Source organism: Rhodanobacter spathiphylli B39 (assembly GCF_000264295.1).
Classification (GTDB): Bacteria; Pseudomonadota; Gammaproteobacteria; order Xanthomonadales; family Rhodanobacteraceae; genus Rhodanobacter; species Rhodanobacter spathiphylli.
Window position 1 is genome coordinate 1 of record NZ_AJXT01000013.1, and the last position, 21,656, is coordinate 21,656.

16 protein-coding genes, 4 tRNA genes and 1 pseudogene are annotated in these 21,656 nt (G+C 67.5%); 7 read left to right on the forward strand and 14 right to left on the reverse strand.

All coding sequences use genetic code 11. From position 1 onward, the window contains the following. Window positions 1-94: 94 nt before the first annotated feature. The 4 genes from UU7_RS07300 to UU7_RS07315 form a co-directional block, all read right to left on the reverse strand. Window positions 95-170 (reverse strand) — tRNA-Thr (locus tag UU7_RS07300). A 182-nt stretch (window positions 171-352) separates the two neighbouring features. Next, window positions 353-426 (reverse strand) — tRNA-Gly (locus tag UU7_RS07305). A gap of 18 nt (window positions 427-444) precedes the next feature. Beyond that, a tRNA-Tyr gene (locus UU7_RS07310) sits at window positions 445-530 on the reverse strand. Between the two features lie 93 nt (window positions 531-623). Next, complete coding sequence (locus UU7_RS07315) at window positions 624-1,112, reverse strand: acyl-CoA thioesterase (protein WP_007806863.1); 489 nt, start codon at window positions 1,110-1,112, stop codon at window positions 624-626. Window positions 1,113-1,258: 146 nt separating this feature from the next. Between UU7_RS07315 and UU7_RS07320 the strand changes: the two genes are divergently transcribed. Then, window positions 1,259-3,574: a SpoIIE family protein phosphatase gene (locus UU7_RS07320; protein WP_007806865.1), complete on the forward strand. Its 2,316-nt coding sequence runs from the start codon at window positions 1,259-1,261 to the stop codon at window positions 3,572-3,574. Then, window positions 3,571-3,960 (forward strand): STAS domain-containing protein, encoded by a 390-nt coding sequence (locus UU7_RS07325; protein WP_007806868.1) that lies wholly within the window; start codon window positions 3,571-3,573, stop codon window positions 3,958-3,960. Before UU7_RS07320 ends, UU7_RS07325 begins: the two co-directional genes overlap by 4 nt. A 10-nt stretch (window positions 3,961-3,970) precedes the next feature. Here the strand turns inward: UU7_RS07325 and UU7_RS18955 are convergent, their stop codons facing one another. Beyond that, entirely contained in the window at window positions 3,971-4,984 is a 1,014-nt protein-coding gene (locus UU7_RS18955; protein ID WP_238530905.1) for an isoaspartyl peptidase/L-asparaginase family protein, read from the reverse strand. Window positions 4,985-5,164: 180 nt separating this feature from the next. After that, a pseudogene (locus UU7_RS19110) lies at window positions 5,165-6,187 on the reverse strand (cyanophycinase); the annotation flags it as partial. Here UU7_RS19110 and UU7_RS07335 point away from each other — a divergent pair. The 3 genes from UU7_RS07335 (at window position 6,098) to UU7_RS07345 (ending at window position 11,018) form a co-directional block, all read left to right on the forward strand. Continuing rightward, complete coding sequence (locus UU7_RS07335; RefSeq protein WP_157582003.1) at window positions 6,098-6,685, forward strand: RNA polymerase sigma factor; 588 nt, start codon at window positions 6,098-6,100, stop codon at window positions 6,683-6,685. The pseudogene UU7_RS19110 and the gene UU7_RS07335 sit on opposite strands and share 90 nt — an antisense overlap. Further along, on the forward strand, window positions 6,663-7,715 hold the full coding sequence (locus UU7_RS07340) for a FecR family protein (RefSeq protein WP_007806876.1): 1,053 nt from the start codon (window positions 6,663-6,665) through the stop codon (window positions 7,713-7,715). Before UU7_RS07335 ends, UU7_RS07340 begins: the two co-directional genes overlap by 23 nt. Window positions 7,716-7,937: 222 nt before the next feature. After that, window positions 7,938-11,018, forward strand: coding sequence for a TonB-dependent receptor (locus tag UU7_RS07345; RefSeq protein ID WP_007806878.1), 3,081 nt, complete (start codon window positions 7,938-7,940; stop codon window positions 11,016-11,018). A 57-nt stretch (window positions 11,019-11,075) separates the two neighbouring features. On the opposite strand, the gene ychF is transcribed toward UU7_RS07345, so the two are convergent. The 8 genes from ychF to UU7_RS07385 all read right to left on the reverse strand — a co-directional run bounded on the left by ychF (window position 11,076) and on the right by UU7_RS07385 (window position 18,620). Next, window positions 11,076-12,164 carry a redox-regulated ATPase YchF gene (gene ychF, locus UU7_RS07350; protein ID WP_007806880.1) on the reverse strand — a complete coding sequence of 363 codons (1,089 nt, stop codon included), beginning with the start codon at window positions 12,162-12,164 and terminating at the stop codon, window positions 11,076-11,078. A gap of 92 nt (window positions 12,165-12,256) precedes the next feature. Then, a complete protein-coding gene (gene pth, locus UU7_RS07355) occupies window positions 12,257-12,841 on the reverse strand; it encodes an aminoacyl-tRNA hydrolase (RefSeq protein WP_007806882.1) in 585 nt (194 codons plus the stop codon). A gap of 51 nt (window positions 12,842-12,892) precedes the next feature. Beyond that, on the reverse strand, window positions 12,893-13,588 hold the full coding sequence (locus tag UU7_RS07360) for a 50S ribosomal protein L25/general stress protein Ctc (protein ID WP_007806884.1): 696 nt from the start codon (window positions 13,586-13,588) through the stop codon (window positions 12,893-12,895). A gap of 167 nt (window positions 13,589-13,755) precedes the next feature. Then, window positions 13,756-14,697, reverse strand: coding sequence for a ribose-phosphate diphosphokinase (locus UU7_RS07365; protein WP_193385056.1), 942 nt, complete (start codon window positions 14,695-14,697; stop codon window positions 13,756-13,758). A gap of 51 nt (window positions 14,698-14,748) precedes the next feature. Continuing rightward, window positions 14,749-14,825 (reverse strand) — tRNA-Gln (locus tag UU7_RS07370). Between the two features lie 43 nt (window positions 14,826-14,868). Beyond that, window positions 14,869-16,260, reverse strand: a complete 1,392-nt coding sequence (gene ispE / locus UU7_RS07375; protein WP_007806887.1) for a 4-(cytidine 5'-diphospho)-2-C-methyl-D-erythritol kinase — start codon at window positions 16,258-16,260, stop codon at window positions 14,869-14,871. Between the two features lie 72 nt (window positions 16,261-16,332). Further along, window positions 16,333-16,941, reverse strand: coding sequence for a lipoprotein insertase outer membrane protein LolB (gene lolB, locus UU7_RS07380; protein ID WP_007806890.1), 609 nt, complete (start codon window positions 16,939-16,941; stop codon window positions 16,333-16,335). Next, complete coding sequence (locus UU7_RS07385) at window positions 16,938-18,620, reverse strand: tetratricopeptide repeat protein (protein ID WP_007806893.1); 1,683 nt, start codon at window positions 18,618-18,620, stop codon at window positions 16,938-16,940. Before UU7_RS07385 ends, lolB begins: the two co-directional genes overlap by 4 nt. 168 nt (window positions 18,621-18,788) lie before the next feature. On the opposite strand from UU7_RS07385, the gene hemA reads away from it, so the two are divergent. Further along, on the forward strand, window positions 18,789-20,072 hold the full coding sequence (hemA, locus tag UU7_RS07390; RefSeq protein WP_007806895.1) for a glutamyl-tRNA reductase: 1,284 nt from the start codon (window positions 18,789-18,791) through the stop codon (window positions 20,070-20,072). An 85-nt stretch (window positions 20,073-20,157) separates the two neighbouring features. After that, on the forward strand, window positions 20,158-21,237 hold the full coding sequence (prfA, locus tag UU7_RS07395) for a peptide chain release factor 1 (protein WP_007806897.1): 1,080 nt from the start codon (window positions 20,158-20,160) through the stop codon (window positions 21,235-21,237). The last annotated feature ends 419 nt before the right edge of the window (window positions 21,238-21,656 follow it).

Consider the following 21,656-nt stretch of genomic DNA (forward strand, 5'->3'; position numbering starts at 1 on the left):
TTCGAATTTACCCTTTGCCATGCGCGCTACACCCCGATGGAGTCGATGAATTGAAGAAAACTGCCCCTTCGGGGCTGGCCGGACCGGCCTGAATTGGTGCTCATAACAGGAATCGAACCTGTGACCTCTTCCTTACCAAGGAAGTGCTCTACCGACTGAGCTACATGAGCGTGGTGTATTTCATCCATCTTCCCTGATGGTGACTTCAGACCGGCGTCCTGCCGGACTCTTCATAACTTCAGCCATCTTCCCGGACGGCGGCTTCAGACCGGCGTCCTGCCGGGCCACTCAAAAACGCGTCGATCTGCGCAGTTGTCGCCTCGATCAACAGCACCCGACACTTGCAGAGCAATGGAGCGGAAGGCGGGAATCGAACCCGCGTAATCAGTTTGGAAAACTGATGTTCTACCATTGAACTACTCCCGCCTGGCGCGGAACTCTTGCTGGTGGAGGGAGGTGGATTCGAACCACCGAAGGCGTAAGCCAGCAGATTTACAGTCTGCCCCCGTTGGCCGCTTGGGTATCCCTCCAACAAAGAACGCGTATTGTGTGGATCGAGCCTCGAACTGTCAACACCTGCAGACGTGAATTTCACCTGCGGCGACGTTTTTCTGCCGCCGCGTTCAGTCCGGCGAAGTGGCGTTGAGGCGAACCAGCTGCTCCATGTCCTTCGACGCCTCGAGCAGCCGCCTGGCCTGTGCCTGCAGCCTTCGCTCGGCATCGTCGCGCGGCTCCCAGTGCGGCACCGGGGTGGGCTTGCCATCCGGACTGTCCAGCGCCACGAAGACCATCACGCAGCTGGTGGCCAACCGCCGTTCGTCCTTGCGCAGGTCGCTGGCCAGCACGTCCACGGCGAGATGCATGCTCGACGTGCCGGTGTGGATCAGGCGCGCCCGCACGGTCACCAGGTCGCCGATCAGGATCGGCGCCACGAACTGGATGCCGCTGACCGAGACGGTGACGCAATAGGCGCCACTCCAAGCCACCGCACAGGCGTAGCCGGCCTGATCAATCCACTTCATCGCCATGCCGCCATGCACCTTGCCGCCGAAATTGACATCGGTGGGCTGGGCGAGGAAGCGGAAGGTCACTTCGTGCTGTTGTCCGGGCATGGGGCTGGCATCTCGTGGCTTAGTCCGTGGCGGCAATTATGCCCTGACCGCGCAGCCGCGCCCGCCCCGGTCGACACCGCTCCGTCGGCTTGCGGCCGGCTTCGCTTCATGGCTAGATGCAGCGCAGGGAAACCGGGGGAACACCAATGGTCTTGCGCAGCATCGCATCGCGGACGGCATGGTGGGTTCTGGTCGGCTCCACCCTCGTGCTCGGCGCCATCGGCGGCCTGCTGCTCGCCCTGACCCGGGCGCAGATCCTGCAACACACCCATCACGAGGCCGCCGCCCTGGCGGCCAACGCGGGCAGCCAGATCCAGGCTCGCGTCGATCGCGTCGCCGTCTCGGCGCAAATGCTTGCCGCGATCATCGCCAGCCGCCAGGACGATGCCGAACCCCTGTTGCGGGACACCCTCGCCGCCAACCTCGACATCGACGGTCTGGCCGCCGTGTTCAGGCCGCCCCTCGATCCCGCCGCCCCGCGGCCGCATTCGCCCTTCGTGAACCGCCTGGACAATGGCGCGCTGAGCAGCCGCGACCTGTCGCAGGACGCCAATCCCTACTGGAACAACAACTGGTTTCTCGGTGGCCTGGGCTGTACCGGCGGCTGCTGGCAGCGACCGTTCTTTTCGCAGTCGCGGCACCGCCAGCTGGTCAACTACTCCACCACGATCGAACGCAACGGGCACCCGATCGGCATCATCAACGCCGATGTCACGCTCAACTGGCTGCACCGGATTCTCGGCAGCCTGGACAAGCCGCCCGGCGCCTATACCTTCGTGCTGGACAGCGACGGCAATTACCTGGCGCACGACAATCCGGAACTGGTCGGCCAGCGTGGCGGCACCGCCCTGCTTGACGCGCTGGCCAGCGACCACGCCGAGTCCATGCGCCTGCCGGTGGCGCAGAATCCGCGGGCCCGGGGGCCCGTCTGGGTTTACTCCGCCCCGATCCAGGGCACCCGCTGGCGGCTCGGCCTGGTGGTGCCGGAGTACCAGATCTACGCCAGCGTGCGGCACATTTTCCTGTTGAGCCTCGCCCTGGGCCTGCTGGCCATGCTCGGCGTGGCGCTGATCACGCTGCTGACGATCCGCCGCACGATGGCGCCACTCGGCGTGCTGGCCGACCGTGCCGAGCATGTCGCCCGGGGCGAGCTCGACTTCGAGCTGCCGGCGGCCCGCCGCCCCGACGAAGTGGGTCGTCTCACCGAATCCTTCGACCAGATGCGTCGCGAACTGGCCCTGCACCTGGAGGATCTGGCCAGGGTCGCGCGCGAAAAACAGCGACTGGCCAGCGAGCTGGAGATCGCCCACCAGATCCAGCTCGGCCTGCTGCCGAATGCGCACTACCTGGATGCCGTCTGCGCGCAATTCGAACTGCACGCCGCGCTGCATCCCGCGCGAGCGGTTGGCGGCGATCTGTACAGCTATTTCATGCTCGACCCGCAGCGCTTTTTCGTGATGGTCGGCGACGTCTCGGACAAGGGCATCCCGGCCGCCCTGTTCATGGCGCAGACCATCACCCTGGCCAAGGCGCTGGCGCCACGCGCCCAGACGCCGCAGAACCTGCTGCGGCTGCTCAACCTCGAACTGTGCCGCGGCAACGACAGCTGCATGTTCGTCACCCTGCTGTGCGGCCTGCTGAACACCGGCAGTGGCAACCTGGTGCTGGCCAGCGCCGGCCACGAGCCACCGATCCTGTGTGGCCGCGGCGCGCCACTGGTGCTGGAGTTCCCCACCGGCGCCGTGCTCGGCCTGTACGAGGATTCGGATTACCCGGAACATGTCCTGCGCCTGGGCCGGGGCGAAACGCTGCTGATGTATACCGACGGCATCACCGAAGCCAGCGACCACGACGAGCGGATGTACGGCATCGAACGCACCGTGGAGAGTCTCGCGCAAGTCCCGCCGACGGCGGCCACGGCCGCCTACATCGAGCGCCTGCTGGGCGACGTGGATCGGTTCGTGGCCGATGCCCCGCAGGCTGACGACATCACCCTGCTGGCACTGAGCTGGCACGGCTCGGTGCTCAAGACCACCGAGATGACGCTCGACAACCGATTGCCGGATGTCTTCGCCGCACTCGACCGCTGCGAGCAGTTGCTGCAGGATGCCGGCACCCCGGTTGCGTTGTGCGGCGACATGCGCCTGGCGCTGGAGGAGCTGATGGTCAACACGGTCGAATACGGCTATCCCGATGGCCAGACCGGCCAGATCCGCCTGCGGCTGCAGCCTCTGGCGGACGCCGTCGCGGTCGAGCTGATCGATGACGGCGTGGCCTTCGACCCGTTGCAGTCCGCCGATCCCGTCCTCACCGGTGACCTGGCCGATCGCGAGCGGGTGGGCGGCCTCGGCATCCATCTCGCACGCACCATGACCGACGAAATGCGCTATACACGGGACGCACAAGGCAACCACCTGCTGCTTCGCTTCGCCTACCCGACCCAGGATGGATCTTCGCCATGACGCTCAGCCTGCACAGTGAATTTTCCGCCCCCGATCGCGCCGTCGTGCACGTCGGCGGCCGCCTCGACGCGATGACCTTCGGCGAACTCGACGAGGCCATGCTCGCCCTGCTCCCGCAGCTGCCGGACGGCGGCACCGTGGTAATCGACCTGACCGGGCTCACCTACATCAGCAGCGCCGGCTTGCGCAGCTTCGCCAAGGTCCGCAAGACGATGCGCGCCCACGGCGGCCACACCCTGCTGCTGAATCCGCAGCCGCAGGTGCGCAAGGTGTTCGACATCGTCAAGGCGGTGCCGGTGAACGAGGTGTTCACCAGCACGCAGGAGCTCGACGCCTATCTGGACCGCATGCAGCGGCAGATCACCGAAGGCGACGACGAGGCCTGACCGATGCTGCTCAAGGCATGGGCCGCGGCAGCGCCAGCGGATCGTTGTCGTAGATCGCCACGTGCGGCATGCCGTCGGCGCCGATCCACCCCCGGTACATGCCCTCGGTGTTGAATGGCATCGCCACGCTGCCGTCGGCGCCCAGGATGATTGCGCCGCCGTCGCCGCCCATCTGCGGGATCTCGTCGTTGATCACCGCCTTGCCGGCCTGTGTCGCCGATTCGTGCAGTTCGGTCATGCGCAGGCATATCTCGCGCGCCGCCGAAACGCGTATGTAGTACTCGCCCCAGCCCGTGCCGGATACCGCGCAGGCCACGTTCGCATAGGTGCCCGCGCCCACGATCGGCGAATCGCCGACCCGGCCGTAGCGCTTGTCGGTCATCCCGCCGGTCGAGGTGCCGGCAGCCAGGCGGCCCTGGCTGTCGCGCGCCACGGCGCCGACGGTGCCGAAATGCTTCAGCGCGCGCAGCCGTTCGGGCAGCGACACGCCCGCAGCGTCTTGCTTCAGAGCCTTCTGCAGTTCCAGCCAGCGCCGCCCGGTGCGGAAGTACGCCGGATCAACCAGCTCGAATCCCTGCTCCGTGGCGAATTTTTCCGCGCCGTCGCCGACCATCATCACGTGCGGCGAATGCTCCATCACCGCGCGCGCCAGCAGGATCGGATGCTTCACGCGATGAACCTCCGCCACCGCGCCGGCGGCCATCGTCGAGCCGTCCATGATCGAGGCGTCCAGCTCGTTCCGGCCGTCATGGGTGAACACCGCTCCCCTGCCGGCGTTGAACAGCGGATCGTCCTCCAGCACGGCGATCGCAGCCGTCACCGCGTCGGTAGCGGCCTTGCCGGCCTTGAGCTGCGCATAGCCCTTGCGCAACGCCAGCTCCATCGCCGCACGGGCGCCTGCTTCGATCTGCGGCGTCATGCCTGCCCGCTCCACGCCCGCGCCGCCGTGGATCACCAGCAGCGGCGGATGCTCGCCGCGCAGGGTCAGTTCGCCATCGCGCACGTCGGCGACGGCTTCGAACACCGGCCGCTCGACCGCGAGACGCTTCAGGTCGATCCGGCTTTGCGTACCCACGCCGGTGACGCGCGTGCCCGGGTAGTCGAGCGGCTTGCCGGCAGCGATTCGTTCCGGCTTGCCCTGCGGCTGCACCAGCCAGGCGAAGCCGTTGTCAATGGTGAACAGCCGGCCGATGCCATCGCCGTCCACGCACAGCGCCGCATCCTGATCCACGCCGAGGCCGACGATGTCGGCATGGCCCGCATGGCGCAGGTTGGCCACGAACGCAATCAGTCGGCCGAGCCGGTCGCGGGCGTGGAAGTGGGTGTCGGTGATCACCCGCTGCATGTTGGGCAGGTGCATGAAATCGCCGACCAGGGTCATCGCCTTGCCCAGCGGGTCGTGCATCGCCTCCTTCGAGGTGATGCTGCCGCCATCCATCGCACCATAAGCGTAGGCACCGAGGATGGCCAGTCCAGCGCTGGTGCCGCCGATCGGCTTGCCCTGCGCCACGTGCCCGTTCAACAGCGCGCCCAGCGGCGTGCCCTTCCAGAACCGCACGTAATTGGCCTGGTCGCCGCCGGCGATGAAGATGCCGTCCGCGTGCCGCACGATGTCCAGTACCCGTGGATCGCTGGCGGCGGCGCGATCGTGGAACACCAGCGTCTGCACCGAGGTCACGCCGCCGACTTCGTTGAACAGCTCCTTCTGCATGCCGTCGTCGCCGGAGGCGCGCAGTATCACGAAATGCCCGTGGCCGCCCTTCGCGGCAAACCAGGCGAACGCCTTGTGCGGCCACTCCCCGCCGCCCATCAGCATCAGCGCCGGCTCGGTCGCGGCGGGGCGAGCCGCCTCCGGATGGCCGATCCGGTAGTACTCGTAGCCATGGCGCGCAGCGGCATCCGGCACACCCGCCTGCGCCACCGCCAGCCACGGCGCAAGCAACAGGACGAGCAGGCAAAGCAGAGGGCGCGGCAGCGCGGCGAAGCGCTCGAGCAAGGTCGTCATCGGGGGCTCTCCGGGCAGTTCCGCCCACGCAAACAGCGGGCGCACACCTGATCCGTGACGAAGCTGGGCGCACGATCCCCCATGCCTTCGCACAAGGTGTTTCCCGCCGCCATTGGCGCTATCGTCGCCAGCGTGGACGACTCCCTCAACAACTGGTTTGCCCGCGAAATCCTCGTGCACGAAGGCGCGCTGATGCGTTACCTGTTGCGCAGCTGGTTCCATCGCGACGAGATCCACGACCTGCGCCAGGAGATCTACGTGCGCGTCTACGAGGCCGCGGCGAAGGCGCGTCCCGCGCAACCGAAGTCCTTCATGTTCACCACCGCGCGCCACCTGATGACCGATCGCCTGCGCCGCAGCCGGGTCGTCTCGATCGATGCCGTGGGTGATCTGGACGCGCTGAACGTCCTGATAGACGAGTTGTCGCCGGAACACCGGATGAGCGCGCGGCAGGAACTGCGGCACCTGGCCAGCGCCTTCGATCGCCTGCCCGACCGTTGCCGGGAAGTGGTCTGGCTGCGCCGGGTCGAGGAACTGTCGCAGAAGCAGGTCGCGGCACGCATGGGCATCAGCGAAAAAACCGTGGAAAAGCAGATCGCCAAGGGCTCGCGCCTGATCGCCGAATACTTCTACGGCGGCACGCCAATGCATCGCGCGCGCCGCGACCGGATCATGGAAGCCAATGACGGGAACGGACATGGCCAGCAGCAGGGAGATTGAGCAGGTCGCCGCTGCCTGGCTGGCGCGACGCGACGCCGGCGGCTGGAGCGCGCGCGACCAGCAGCAGCTCGACGCCTGGCTGGATGAGGCGGTCGCGCATCAGGTCGCCTTCCTCCGGCTGGATGCGGCGTGGCGGCAAAGCGGCCGGCTGCAGGCGCTGGGCGCCGGCATGGTGCCGGGCGTGGTGCCCGCACGCGGCAGTTGGGCGCACGCCTCGCATGGCGAAGACGAGACCCCCGCCAGGACGCGGGATCGCGCCGAGCCGGAACGAGGCAGCCGAGCGGGATCGCACCGCTGGCTGCGCCTGTTCGCGGCGGCGGCGACGCTCGCCCTGGTCGTGTCGCTGGCGCTGGGCTGGCGCCATTACACCGCGGTCGACCAGGCTTCCTACCGGACCGCGATCGGCGGCTTGCAGGAGGTGCCGCTGGCCGACGGCTCGACCGTCACGCTGAGCAGCGACAGCCGCATGCTGGTCACCCTGTCGCACGGCGAACGCCACATCGACCTGCAGCGTGGCGAGGCGTTCTTTGCCGTGGCCAAGGATCACGCCCGGCCCTTCGTGGTCAGCACCGGCAGCCGCCGGGTGATTGCCGTGGGCACCCGCTTCGCCGTGCGCCGCGACGCCGCCGACCTGCGCGTGGTGGTGACCCAGGGGCTGGTGCGGCTGGAATCGGACAACCGGTCCGACGGCGAACGCCAGCCCACCACCTTGCTGCCCGCCGGCAGCATCGCCACGGCCAGCGATGCCGGCGTGGTGGTGCGCTCCGGCCCGGTCCAGCAGGCCGAGGAGTACCTCAGCTGGCGCAGCGGCTTCGTCAGCTTTCACGACACGCCCCTGGCCACCGCCGCCGCCGAGTTCAACCGCTACAACACGCGCAAGATCGTGATCGGCGACGCCAGCGTGGGCGCCATGCGGGTGGGCGGCAACTTCCGCTGGTCCAACACCGACGCCTTCGTGCGCCTGCTGGCCCAGGGCTTCCCGATCAGGACACAGCAGCAGGGCGACATCATCGTGCTGCGCCACCGCTGAGAGCTTGGGAGTTTTTCAAACTCTCGGCCGGCCATGGCGAGGGCATGGATGCCCGAGTTGAGGCAATGCAGGAGCAGTTGCCCGAGGACCAGGCATGAAGCAGTCACGCAAGTGATTGTTCACAGATTCTGAGATTCGCGCGCGAGGGGGGATTTGCCGCAGCCGTTCGTCCCGGCTTTCACATGGCGCGCATCGCGTGCGCCCACCTGGGGAGAGGTGACCATGGTTCGTTCGCTACGCGGCATGCTGTTCGTGATGGCCTGTTCGGTGTCGGCCTTCGCCTCGGCCCAGGGCAATGCGGTCCGGCAGATCGACATTCCCGCCGGTGAGCTGGTCACCGCGCTGGACAGCCTGGCGCGCCAGTCCGGCGCCCAGTTCATCTATCAGGCGGATCAGCTGAAGGGCCTGCGCACCGGCGGCGTGCACGGCACGCTGTCGGCCGACCAGGCGCTGGGTCGCCTGCTCGCCGGCACCGGCTTCACTGTCCACCGCGACGACTCCGGCGCCGTCGTCATCGTGAAGGGTGCCAGTCAGTCGGTTCGACCGGCTTCGTCGGCCACGCCGGCCGGCAGTCGCGGCGGCGCGAGCGCGGACCCGCAGGAAGCCACCCGGCTGGACGAAATCCAGGTCACCGGCTCGCGCATCCCCCGTGCCCAGGTCGAAGGGCCGGCGCCGGTCACCGTGATCACCGCCAACGACATCAAGGCCAGCGGATTTGCCAGCGTGCCCGACGTGATGCGCGCGATCACCCAGAACAGCGGCGAGACGCAGAGCCAGCAGTCCTCCAGCGGCGCCGACTTCTCGCCCGGCGCCGAGGAGGTCGACCTGCGCGGACTCGGCCCCAACCACACCCTGGTACTGGTCAACGGCCGCCGCATCGCCGACTTTCCGATGCCGTTCAAGGGCCGCAGCAACTTCACCGATGTCTCCAACATCCCGATCGGCATGATCGACCGCATCGAGGTGCTCACCGGCAGCGCCTCGGCGGTGTACGGTTCGGACGCGATTTCCGGCGTGGTGAACTTCATCCTGAAGGACCACGCCGACGGCACCACCATCGACCTGCGCTACGGCGACACCACCCGCGGCGGCGGCGCCTCGACCAAGCTGGACTTTTCCACCGGCTTCTCGCACGACGATTTCAACCTGGTATTCGGTGCCGAGCTGATCGACCAGAAGCCGCTGTGGGCGTACGACCGAAAGATCCAGGACTCCACCGCCGACGCGCCCACCGAACGCTCGCAGGTGCCGCGGCGCACCTTTCTCAACGGCGACTGGAACGACGACTACATCGATCCGGGCCAGGCCACCTGCGATGCGCTGGGCTACCTCAACGGCGGCACCACGGTGTACGCGAATCGTCCGCGCTACGGCAATTTCTGCGGCAGCGCGGAGTCGATCGGCTACGGCACCATCCTCAGCCAGCGCCGCGGCATCAACACCTACACCTCGGCCAACCTGAAGATCAACGACAACCTGAGCTGGTTCGGCGACATGCAGCTGGGCTGGAGCAAGGTCGAGCTGTTCCGCGACGTCGAGCAGTGGAACTACCAGGCGCCCGACGGCAACGAGGACGGCTACTTCTACAACGCCCACAGCGGCGGCATCGAGAACTGGTATCGCCAGTTCACGCCCGAGGAAATGGGCGGCCTCGGCCGCGGCATGATCGAGAACACCCAGAAGACCTTCAGCCTCACCACCGGCCTCAAGGGCACGTTCGGCCAGGCCTGGGATTACGAGGCCTCGCTGAGCCACTCGCAGTACAAGGCGCTGATCAGCTGGCCGCAGACCGTCGCCTCGAAGGCGAATGACCTCTACCTCGGCCCGCAGCTCGGCGTGGACGCCGACAGCGGCCTGCCGATCTTCGACGCCGACCCGAGCCGCCTGTACACGCCGCTGAGCCGCGCCGAATACGACTCGATCACCGCTCGCACCAACTACCACCCCGAGTCGCGCAGCGACACGCTGGCGTTCACCCTGACCAACACCGAACTGTTCAGCCTGCCCGCCGGGCCAGCCGGTTTTGCCGGCGTGGTCGAGTACGGCAACCAGTCCTACGACCTCAAGCCCGACCCGCTGGCCACCCAGTATTACTACTACAGCTGGAAGGACTCCGACGGCCACGGCAGCCGCAACCGCTGGGCCGCCGCCGGCGAACTGCGCATGCCGCTGCTGGATTCGCTCAACTGGAGCGTGGCCGGCCGCTATGACCAGTATCGCTTCTCCGGCCACAAGACCGGCAAGCTGACCTGGAGCACCGGCCTGGAATGGCGCCCGCTGGATACCCTGCTGGTGCGCGGCTCCTACGGCACCGCATTTCGCGCGCCGGACCTGCATTACGTCTACGCCGGCATCGGCAACGACGAGACGTCGGGCAACGACTATTACCGCTGCCGCACCGAGGAGCCCGGCGTCGACATCACCGACTGCGACTATTCCGACGAGGGCCTGATCCGCACACGCCAAGGCAATCGCGACCTGGATTCCGAAACCAGCACCTCGTGGACCGGCGGCTTCGTCTGGTCGCCCACGCCGAACCTGGATTTCTCGATCGACTATTTCAACATCCGCATGCAGAACCAGGTGCAGGACCTCAGCACCGATCGCATCCTGCAACTGGAAGCCAGCTGCCGCATCGGCAGCGACGTGAACGGCAACGCGGTGGATGCGAATTCGCCCAGCTGCATCGACGCGATATCGCGGGTCAACCGCTACCCCGCGGACAGCGCGGTCGACCCGGGCGGTCTGTACGGCATCTTCGTCAACCCGATCAACGTCGCCAACGAGCGCACCAGCGGCGTCGACGTCAGCAGCCATTACAAGCTGGAAACCGCGATCGGCACGTTCCGCTTCAGCGGCAACTACACCTGGACGCGCAACCACCTGTTCCAGCAATACCCGGGCGATCCGACCCTGGACGAACTGGCGGTCAACAGCGGTTTCGACATTCCCCGCGAGAAGACCAGCGCCAGCGTGTCGTGGGAACGCAAGGCCTGGTCGGCGACGCTGTTCGGCTCGCGCCTGGGCCGACTGCCGAACTCCGACTCCTACGACCAGATCGTCGACACCGACGCCGGTGAGGCCGCCTGGGTGCACGCCACCTATCGCTACAACGCCACGCTGCAATACAATTTCAGCGACCACGCGCAGCTGTCGCTGGCCGTCGACAATCTGTTCGACAAGCTGCCGCCGCGCGATCCCAGCTACACCGCCTATCCGTATTACGACGTGTCCTGGTTCGACGCCGCCGGCCGCAGCTACTTCCTGCAGTTCACCTGGAAGCTCGGCGGCAGCGCGCTCTGAACCGCACAAAAAAACAGCGCACCGGAGTGCGCTGTTTTCGCGACGGGTGGAACCGCGTCAGACGTTGAACAGGAAGTGCAGCACGTCGCCGTCCTTGACGATGTATTCCTTGCCTTCCTTGCGCAGTCGGCCGGCCGCGGCGGCGCCGGCTTCACCCTTGTACTGGATGAAGTCGTCGTAGCTGATCGTCTCGGCGCGGATGAAGCCCTTCTCGAAATCGCTGTGGATCACGCCCGCCGCCTGCGGCGCGCTGGACCCACGACGCAACTGCCAGGCACGCACTTCCTTCACCCCGGCGGTGAAATAGGTCTGCAGGTCGAGCAATTTGTAACCCGCGCGGATCACCCGGTTCAGGCCCGGCTCGTCCAGGCCCATGTCCTTCAGGAATTCGTCGCGGTCGGCGTCGTCGAGCTGCGCCATCTCCTCCTCGATCGCGGCGCACACCGGCACCACTTCGGCACCCTCGGTGGCGGCACGCTCGCGCACGGCATCCAGCAGCGGGTTGTTCTCGAAGCCGTCGTCGGGGACGTTGGCGATGTACATCAGCGGCTTCAGGGTCAACAGGAACAGGTCGCGCACCAGCGCCTTCTCCTCCTCGTCCAGGCCGAGGCTACGCGCGGACTTGCCTTCGTTGAGGCCGGCCGACAATTTCTGCAGCACCGGCTTGCGCGCCAGCGCTTCCTTGTCGTTGGCCTTGGCCGCGCGCTCGGCGCGGTTCAGCGCCTTGTCCACCGACTCCAGGTCGGCCAGCGCCAGCTCGGTGTCGATGGTCTCGATGTCGGCGATCGGGTCGACCTTGCCAGCCACGTGGATCACGTCACCCTCGAAGCAGCGCACCACGTGGGCGATCGCGTCGACCTCGCGGATGTGCGCCAGGAACTTGTTGCCCAGGCCCTCGCCCTTCGACGCGCCAGCCACCAGGCCGGCGATGTCGACGAACTCCACCGCGGTCGGAATCACCTTCTGCGGGTTGACGATCCCGGACAGCGCGTTCAGCCGCGGGTCCGGCACCGGCACCACGCCGACATTCGGCTCGATCGTGCAGAACGGGAAATTCGCCGCCGCGATGCCCGCCTTGGTCAGCGCGTTGAACAGGGTGGACTTGCCGACATTGGGCAGACCGACGATGCCGCATTTGATGCCCATGGATGTGATTCCGGGAATAGGGAATGGGGAATCGGGAATAGGAGAAGCAGGAATCGGGCTTTGGCTTTTGACCATTCCCGATTCCCCATTCCCTATTCCCGGCTATTCGTATGCAACTGCTTCATTGCCTTCTCGAACTGGCCTTCCACCGCCAGCGGCAGCACGTCCAGGGAGCGGGCGATGCCGTCGAGGATCGCGTCCTCGTCCGTGGCCGACGGCCGGCCCAGTACCCAGGGCGTGACCTGGTCGCGGTGGCCGGGATGACCGATGCCCACGCGCAGGCGATGGAACTTGCCGTGGCCGAGATGGGCCATGATGTCGCGCAGGCCGTTCTGGCCACCGTGGCCGCCGTCGAATTTCATCCGCACGGTGCCCGCAGGAAGATCCAGGTCGTCGTGCGCGACCAGACATTGTTCGGGTTCGATCTTGTAGTAGCGCAGCGCCGAAACCACGGCGATGCCGCTCTTGTTCATGAAAGTGGCCGGCTTCAGCAGCCAGACCGGATCGCCACCGAGGCGCACCCGGCAGCTCTCGCCGTGCAGCTTGCCATCGAAGGCGAAGCGCTCGCCCTGGCCGCTGGCGAGGGCGTCAACTAGCCAGAACCCGGCGTTGTGCCGGGTTCTGAGGTATTCGGCACCGGGGTTGCCCAGTCCGACAATGAGTCGCAAACCAGCCATGAGCGACCAGCCACATGATCCCGCGCCCTCGAGGACGCGGGATCACACGACTTACTTCTTGTCGCCAGCCGGCTTGGCGGCAGCCTTGGCAGGCTTGGCCGCGGCGGCCTTGTTCGCTTCGGCCTCGGCCTCGGCGGCAGCGTCTTCGGCGGCATCCGCAGCGCTTTCCTTGACCACGTTCACCGTGACCACGGCAGCGTCATGCGCCTCGCCCAGCTGCAACGCGGGCAGTTCCACGTTGGCCGGCAGCTTCAGCTGCGACAGGTGGATGATGTCGCCGGCGACCAGCTCGCCCAGGTCCAGCTCGATGTAGGCAGGCAGGTCCTTCGGCAGGCAGCTGACTTCCACTTCGGTCAGGTTGTGCGAGATCACCACGCCGGAGGTCTTGCCCGCGGGCGACTTTTCCTGGTTCAGGAAGTGCAGCGGCACGTTGGCGCGCAGCTTGGCGTTCTCGTCGATGCGCAGGAAGTCCATGTGCATCATCAGCTGCTTGAACGGATGCTTCTGCCAGTCACGCACCAGCACCTTCTGCACCTTGCCGTCGACGTTCAGGTCGAGCACCGAGGAGAAGAACCACTCGTTCTTGGCGGCGAGCAGGATGGTGTTGTGTTCGATCTGGATGCTTTCCGGCGGCTGGCCGGCGCCGTAGACAACGGCAGGCACGAAAGCGGCATGACGCAGGCGGCGGCTCGCACCTTTCCCCTCGTCCTTGCGGCTCTGCGCCTTGATTTCATGAGTCTTGGTCATTTCATTACTACCTGGTTTGTGTTTGCCGCCTCGCGGCGGCTGAGTGACTTCCCCGCGACCAGGGAAGACGGTTGAGCCGGGAATGGAGAATCGGGAATGGAGAATCGTCGAGCGCGCAAGCCGTGCTTTTACAATTCCCTATTCCCGATTCCCCATTCCCGTAGATGTCAATCCACGTACAGTGAACTCACCGACTCGCCGAAGGCGATGCGGCGAATGGTTTCGGCCAGCAGCTCGGCGACCGACAGCTGGCGGATCTTGGCGCAGGCCCTGGCTTCAGGGCGCAGCGGCAAGGTGTTGGTGACCACCAGCTGGTCGAGCTGGGAGTTCTCGATGTTGCTGATCGCCGCGCCGGACAGCACCGGATGCACGCAGTAGGCGACCACCTTGCGGGCGCCGCGCTCCTTGAGGGCAGCAGCCGCCGCGCACAGCGTGCCGGCGGTGTCGACGATGTCGTCGACCATCACGCAGGTCTTGCCGTCCACGTCGCCGATGATGTTCATCACGGTCGACACGTTGGCACGCGGCCGGCGCTTGTCGATGATCGCCAGGTCCGCGTCGTCCAGCCGCTTGGCGATCGCGCGGGCGCGCACCACGCCACCCACGTCCGGACTGACCACGATCAGGTCGTCCATGCTGTGGCTGCGCCAGATGTCGGCCAGCAGCACCGGCGAGGCGTAGACGTTGTCGACCGGCATGTCGAAGAAGCCCTGGATCTGGTCGGCGTGCAGATCCACCGTCAGTACCCGGTCCACGCCCGCGGCGCCGATCATGCGGGCAGCCAGCTTGGCGGTGATCGGCACCCGCGCCGAACGCGGCCGGCGATCCTGCCGGGCATAACCGAAGTACGGCATCACCGCGGTGACACTGGCCGCGGAGGCGCGCTTCAGCGCGTCGGTCAGCGCCAGCAGCTCGAACAGGTTGACCGCGCTGGGCGCGCCCGTCGGCTGGATCACGAACACTTCCTGCCGGCGTACGTTCTCCTCGATCTCGATCTGCACTTCGCCGTCGCTGAACGTGCCGACCAGCGCCTTGCCCAGCGGCACGCCCAGGCGATGGGCGACATCCTCGGCCAGGGCACGATGTGCGTTACCGGTAAACAGCATCATCGGGGTGGACGTGTCCACAGGAGTTACCTCGAAAACTTGGCCATCATGAAATGGCTGGGGCGGCAGGATTCGAACCTGCGTATGCGGGAATCAAAATCCCGTGCCTTAACCAGCTTGGCGACGCCCCAGTATTTGTTTGATCCGTCTATCCCAGAACTTCGTCCGCTTCCATCAATCCGCAGGCACCGCACCGGCATGTCGCTTCAACGACGACAGCAGGGGCGACACGTCGACGCCACCGGCGACATGCGCCGTGAACGCCACCGGACACTGCCTCGCCACCGCCTGCGCCCGCTCCATCGAACGCAGCTCCAGGAACACGCAACCGCCGCTGCCGGAAAGTCGCGCCTGGCCGAAACCGTCCAGCCAGTCCAGCGCCGCAGCCACCCGCGGGTGCCGCGCGCACGCGACCGGCGCGAAGGCGTTTTCCGTCGTTTCGCCTGAAGCAAAGGATGAAATTGTCGCCCGCGGGGCATTTCGTGTCAATTCAGACGCTTGAAACAGCGCCGCCGTCGGCACTGCCTCATGGGGGTCGAGCACCACGTAGTGGCGCGGCGGCAGCGCCAGCGGCGTCAGCTGCTCGCCCACCCCCTCGGCCCAGGCCGAGCGTCCGCGCACGAAGACCGGCACGTCGGCGCCCAGCTGGCGTCCCAGTTCGGCCAGCGCATCCTCGTCCAGGCCCAGCCGCCACAGCTGGTTCAGCGCCACCAGCACGGTGGCCGCATCCGAGCTGCCGCCACCCAGGCCGCCGCCCATCGGGATGCGCTTGTCCACCTCGATGTCGGCACCCAGCTTCGTCGCGGCGTGCCGCTGCAACAGGCGCGCGGCGCGCACCACCAGATCGTCGGCCTCGGCCACGCCCGGAATGCCCCGCGCGCGCCGGATCTCGCCGTCATCGCGCACGCGCAGGCGCACTTCGTCACCCCAGTCGAGCAGGCGGAACACGGTCTGCAGCTCGTGGTAGCCATCGGCCCGTCGCCCTACGATGCGCAGGAACAGGTTCAGCTTGGCCGGCGCCGGCCACACCGTCCATTCACCGGACGCGGGAGGCGTCAGCGGGCGGCTCATGAACACGCGCAAGGTGTCGGGAAAGCCGTTCTCGCGATCGCGCTGGCGGGCAAACGCAAAGGCGGGATCGTGCTTGTCGACCACGACAAAACCATGCTTCGCGTAGAACGGCGCATTCCACGGCACGTCGGCCAGGGTGCCCAGGTCCACCCGCCGGTAACCGGCCGAACGGGCCCATGCGCAAGCATGTTCCAGCAACGCCGCACCGATCCCGCGCCGGCCGTAGAGCGGCAGCACGTCGATCTCGGCGATGCCGATCGCACCGGGTTCCAGCTCCGCGTCCAGCCAGACGAAGCCCACCGGATCGCCGGCTTCGCCCAGGGCGACCCACACCAGGCCGCGGCTGATCGCCTGCAACAGCTGTTCGGGCGGCATCGACAGCGCCGCATAGCTTGTCCATGCCGGATGCCCGCGGAACAGGTGCACGGCCTTGCGTTCGATCGCGCACAAGGCCTCGACCTGGCCGGGTTCAGCGCGTGCGATGGAAAAGGACATGCTTGCGTTCCGGGATTCGCCGAACGATCGGCAGGCGATCAGGGGCGCAAAGACTAACCCAGCCGGGCGAAGTTACTGAAACTGCCAGGACTCGATCGACAGCTTCACCTTGTACGGCGGCCGGGCGGCGAACACCCGGGTCGGCAACGGCGGCTGCCGGGTCTCGTCCCAGGCGCGGTAGTCGACCGTCCAGCCATCCTGTTGCAGCAGCGAGGGCAGGCGGTTCTCGCCGAAGCTCAGCTCGGCCGGGCCACTGTCCGCACGCACGCCCAGCACCCAGGCGCGCAGGTCACGCAGCGGCACCTCCCAACCCAGCGCCTTGCGCATCAGCGCCTCGGCGTCCGGCCCCTGCAGCGCACCATGCTCCAGTCCTTCCAGCACGGCGCCGTCGGGACCGCCGCTGAGGCGGAAATTCATCCCGCTGATCGCCGGTCCGCGCAAGGTGAATTCGTAGCGCTCGCCATCCTGGCGCCAGCTGAAGCTGCCGCTGCCGCCGTCCTTGCCATTGGAAATGCCCAGCCTTCCCTGCAACGACCAGTGGTCGGCATGCGCCAACGCCTGTTCGCGCGCCAGCTGCGCGTTCAACAGGCTTGCATCACCCTTCACCCGCACGGCCTGCGGTACGCAGGCGGCCAGCGACAGCACGGCCACGGTGGCGAAAAACGCCTGCCAGCCCCTCATGGATGCAGCCGCTTCAGCGCCTGCTGCAGGTTGTCGTTGTGCGGATCGAGCTTGCGCACCTCGTCGAAGACCCGCTGCGCATCCTGCCTGTGGCCTTGCTGCCACAGCACCTCGCCCAGGTGCACGCCGACGTCGGCGTCCTTGCGGGCCAGCCAGGCGCCGCGCAGCGTCTGCACCGCCTGGTCGAGATGACCGAGGCGGTACTGCAGCCAGCCCCAGGAATCGGCGATCGCCGGATCATCGGGCTTGGCCGCGCGGGCGGCGCTGATCAGCCGGGTGGCTTCGGGCAGGTCGCGGTTCGCATCGGCCAGGGTGTAACCCAGCGCATTGCTGGCATCGACGTCGCCGGGCTTGAGTTTCAGCAGGCGCTCGAAATCCTGCACGGCCTGATCCACCTGCCCGCCCTCGGCGTAGGCCAGGCCGCGGCCGTACAACAGGCCCGGATCATCCGGTACCACCTGCAGTGCGCGACTGAACGCCGCCTCCGCCTTCGCATAGTTCTGCTCGGTCAGGTACAGCTCGGCGTCGGCCTGCCAAGCCTGGCGCAGTGGCTCGGGCTGGTCGAGATAGGCCAGCTGCAACTGCTCCAGCAGCGCGTGCGCGTCGCTGCGCTTGCCCTGCCCGTGCAGGATGATCGCGCTGCGCAGGTCGGCGTCGAACGCGTGAGCGTCGTCGTCGCCCACCTGGTCGTACCAGGCCAGTGCCTCGGCCGGCTTGTTCTGCATTTCGGCCAGCTGGCCCAGCAGGTAGGCGCTGTGTTCGCGCACCTCGGTCGGCGCGTTCTGCAGTTGCCGATAGAGCGCCGCCAGCGCCTTGTCGTCGTGCAGATGCGCGGCCAGTCCCGCCCGCATCGCGTAGGTGTCCGCGTTCTGCGGACCCTGCGCCAGCAGCTTGCTGGCAGCGGCGTAGTCGCCCGCCTGGCCCAACATGCCCGCGTAGGCAAGCCGCAGCCGGGTGTTCTGAGGCTCCTTCACCAGGGCCTTCTGCAGCAGGGCGGCGGCGCCGGCACGGTCGCCATCCTTGAATTTCATCTGGGCCGCCCAGGTATAGGTCTCCGCCGTCTGGAAACGCTGCATCGCGGCGGTGGCGATCTGCACGGCGTAGGCGTGACGGCCCAGGCGATCACCCAGTTCGCTCATCGCCAGCCAGGCCTGGGCATCGGCCGGCAGTCGCTGCGGCGTGGCCAGCGCTTCCAGCAGCCGGCCCGCCTGGGCCTGGTCGCGCGCACCCACCAGTACCCGGCCGAACTGGCGCCAGGCGTCCTTGTCACTGCTGCCGACCAGAATTTCCAGCTGGCGACGCGCCTCGGCGGTGTCGCCGACATCCAGCGCCAGCTGCGCCCGCGCCTGGGCGATCGCGGCGGGCTTGGCGCCCAGCGCCTGCCAGCGCGCCAATGCGCGCCGGGCCGCCTCATCGTCGTGCACGGCGATGGCCAGGCCAGCCGCGCGCTCCGCCACCTTCGGATCATTGCTCAAGGCCATCGCCTTGTCGTAGCGGCCGGCGGCAGCCTTGAGGTCGGTGCGGGTCAGCGCCATCTCGCCAGCCAGCAGCTGGGCCAGCACGTCGTGGTCGGCATCCGGCGTGGCGACCACCAGCTGCGCCAGCGGTTGCGCCGGAGCGGCGGCCTTGACGGTCGAATGCAGCGGCGCGCCGGCGCAGGCGGCCAGTCCGAGCGCCATGGTCGCCACTGCCGTAAAATGCCGCACTTGCTTGAACTTGCCGGGCCCGCTCCGCACACTACTCTCCATCCACATGCCTGCCTTGACCGTGCCGGTCACCACTTCGCGGCGTTGCGCCAAGCTTAGCCTACGCCGCCGGATCGCCGCCGCCGAGATGTTCCGACCACCATGCCGCTGATCGCCCTCGGGCTCAATCACCTCACCGCGCCGGTCAGCCTGCGCGAACAGGTGGCGTTCGACGCGGACGCCGCCGGCGACGCCCTGCGCGCGCTGGTCAGCGAGCCGGGCGTGGAAGAGGCGATGATCCTGTCCACCTGCAACCGCACCGAGCTGTATGTCGGCACCGCCGCCGGTGCCGAGGACATCCCGCGGGCATGGCTCAATCGTCATCATCATCTGACCCCCGGCAAGCTCGATGAGTTCCTGTACCGACACGACGAAGACGACGCCGTGCGGCACATGTTCCGCGTCGCCACCGGGCTGGACTCGATGGTGCTGGGCGAACCGCAGATCCTGGGCCAGGTGAAGGACGCCTACCAGCTGGCGCGTGGCGCGCAATCGCTGAAGGCACCGATGGACCGGCTGCTGCAGCACACCTTCGCGGTGGCCAAGCGCGTGCGCACGGACACCCGCATCGGCGCGCACACGGTATCGGTGGCGTTCACCGCGGTGCGCCTGGCCGAGCAGGTCTTCACCGACCTGAAGCAGGCCTGCGTGCTGCTGATCGGCGCCGGCGACACCATCGAGCTGGCCGCGCGACACCTGGCCGAAAAGCAGGCGCGCCGCATCATCGTGGCCAACCGCACGCCGGAGACCGCACAGGAGCTGGCTGGCCGTTACGGCGGCTACGCGATCGCCCTGGCCGACCTGTCGCAGCACCTGGCCGAAGCCGACATCGTGATTTCCTCCACTGCCGCGCGGCAGCCGATCGTGACCCGCGCGATGGTCGAGCAGGCCATGCTCGCGCGCAAACGCCGGCCGATGTTCATGGTCGACATCGCGGTGCCGCGCGACATCGAGGCCGACGTGGGCGAGCTGCCCGATGTCTACCTCTACGGCATCGACGACCTGCGCCAGGTGATCGACGAAAACATCCGCTCGCGCGCCGCCGCCGCCCACGACGCCGAGGCGATCATCGACCTGCAGGTCGACCGCTACATGGCCTGGCGCCGCGCGCTGACCGTGCGCAACCCCGCGCTGGACATGCGCCAGCACGCCGAGGTGTATCGCGACGAAGTGCTGCTGAAGGCCCGCGGCATGCTGGCCCACGGCAAGTCACCGGAGGAGGCGCTGGCCTTCCTCGCCAACACGCTGACCAACAAGCTGCTGCACCACCCCAGCGCCCGCCTGCGCGAGGCCGCGCTGAACGGCGACCTCGACCTGCTGCACGCGGCGGGGCGGCTGTACGGTCTGGACGAAGACGAAGACGGGCGGGCCACCCGGGGCGAATAGCGAGGGCGGCTGGCTGCCGCGCACCGGAAGTTCCTCGCCGTACAGCGGCCTCGCCTTCATCCGTCCCACTCGTTCCCGGCCTGCCATGACCCCATCGATCCGCCGCAAGCTCGAGGCGCTGTCCGAGCGTCACCATGAAGTCGGCCTGCTGCTGTCGCAGCCGGACGTCCACGCCGACAACAGCCGTTTCCGCGAACTTTCCCAGGAGTACGCCCAGCTCGAACCGGTCGCCGCGTCGCTGCGCGAGCACGACCAGGCCGAATCCGAACTGGCCGAAACGCGCGCCATGCTGGACGACCCGGAACTGCGCGAGATGGCCATCGACGACGTGCGACGACTCGAACAGCGGTTGCAGGAACTGGACGGCCAATTGCAATTGCTGCTGTTGCCGAAGGACCCGCGCGACCAGGCGAACCTCTACCTGGAGATACGCGCCGGCAGCGGCGGCGACGAGGCGGCGATCTTCGCCGGCGACCTGCTGCGCATGTACCTGCGCTACGCCGAAAGCCGTCGCTGGCACGTCGAGATCCTCAGCGAACACGCCGGCGAACACGGCGGCTACCGCGAAGTCGTGGCCCGCGTCGAAGGCAGCGGCGCCTACTCGCAGCTGAAGTTCGAATCCGGCACCCACTGCGTCAAGCGCGTGCCGGTCACCGAATCGCAGGGGCGCGTGCACACCTCCACCGCCACCGTCGCCGTGCTGCCCGAACTGGACGAGATCGACGACATCACGATCAACCCCGCCGACCTCAAGACCGACACCTTCCGGGCCTCCGGCGCCGGCGGCCAGCACGTCAACAAGACCGACTCGGCGATCCGCATCACCCACCTGCCCACCGGCACCGTGGTCGAATGCCAGGAAGAGCGCAGCCAGCACAAGAACCGTGCCCGCGCGATGAGCCTGCTGAGGGCGCGCCTGCTCGACGCCGAACGCAGCAAGCAGACCGCCGAACAGGCCGAGTCGCGCCGCCTGCAGGTCGGCACCGGCGACCGCAGCCAGCGCATCCGCACCTACCGCTACAAGGACAACCTGGTGACCGACCACCGCATCGGCCTGAACCTGTACAGCCTCGCCGAGATCATGCAGGGCGACCTGGCCGAACTGATCGACACGCTGACCCGCGAGCACCAGGCCGACCAGCTGCAGGCGCTTGGCGGCGGCTGAAAGCCGCAAGGCGGCACCCGCACTTCCCGTGGCACAACACTCGCTCCTCCCCTGCTTGCAGGGGAGGGTCGGGGAGGGGGCGCTCTTCGCCGAGCCAGGGTCAAAAGCTCACCCCCTCCCGACCTCCCCCTGCTGGCAGGGGGAGGAGCAGAACCCAGCTGCGGACCAGTGAGCAGCGAAAGCCGCCCTGCTCCCTCCCCCTGCTTGCAGGGGAGGGCTGGGGTGGGGTCGCTCTTCGCCGAGCCAGGGTCAAAAGCTCACCCCTCCCGACCTCCCCCTGCTGGCAGGGGGAGGAGCAGAAGCCACCTGCGGGCCAGTGAGCAGCGAAAGCCGCCCTGCTCCCTCCCCAGCTTGCAGGGGAGGGTCCGGGTGGGGTCGCTCCTGAACCTCACCCTCACGCCGCGGCGGGTTACCCTGCA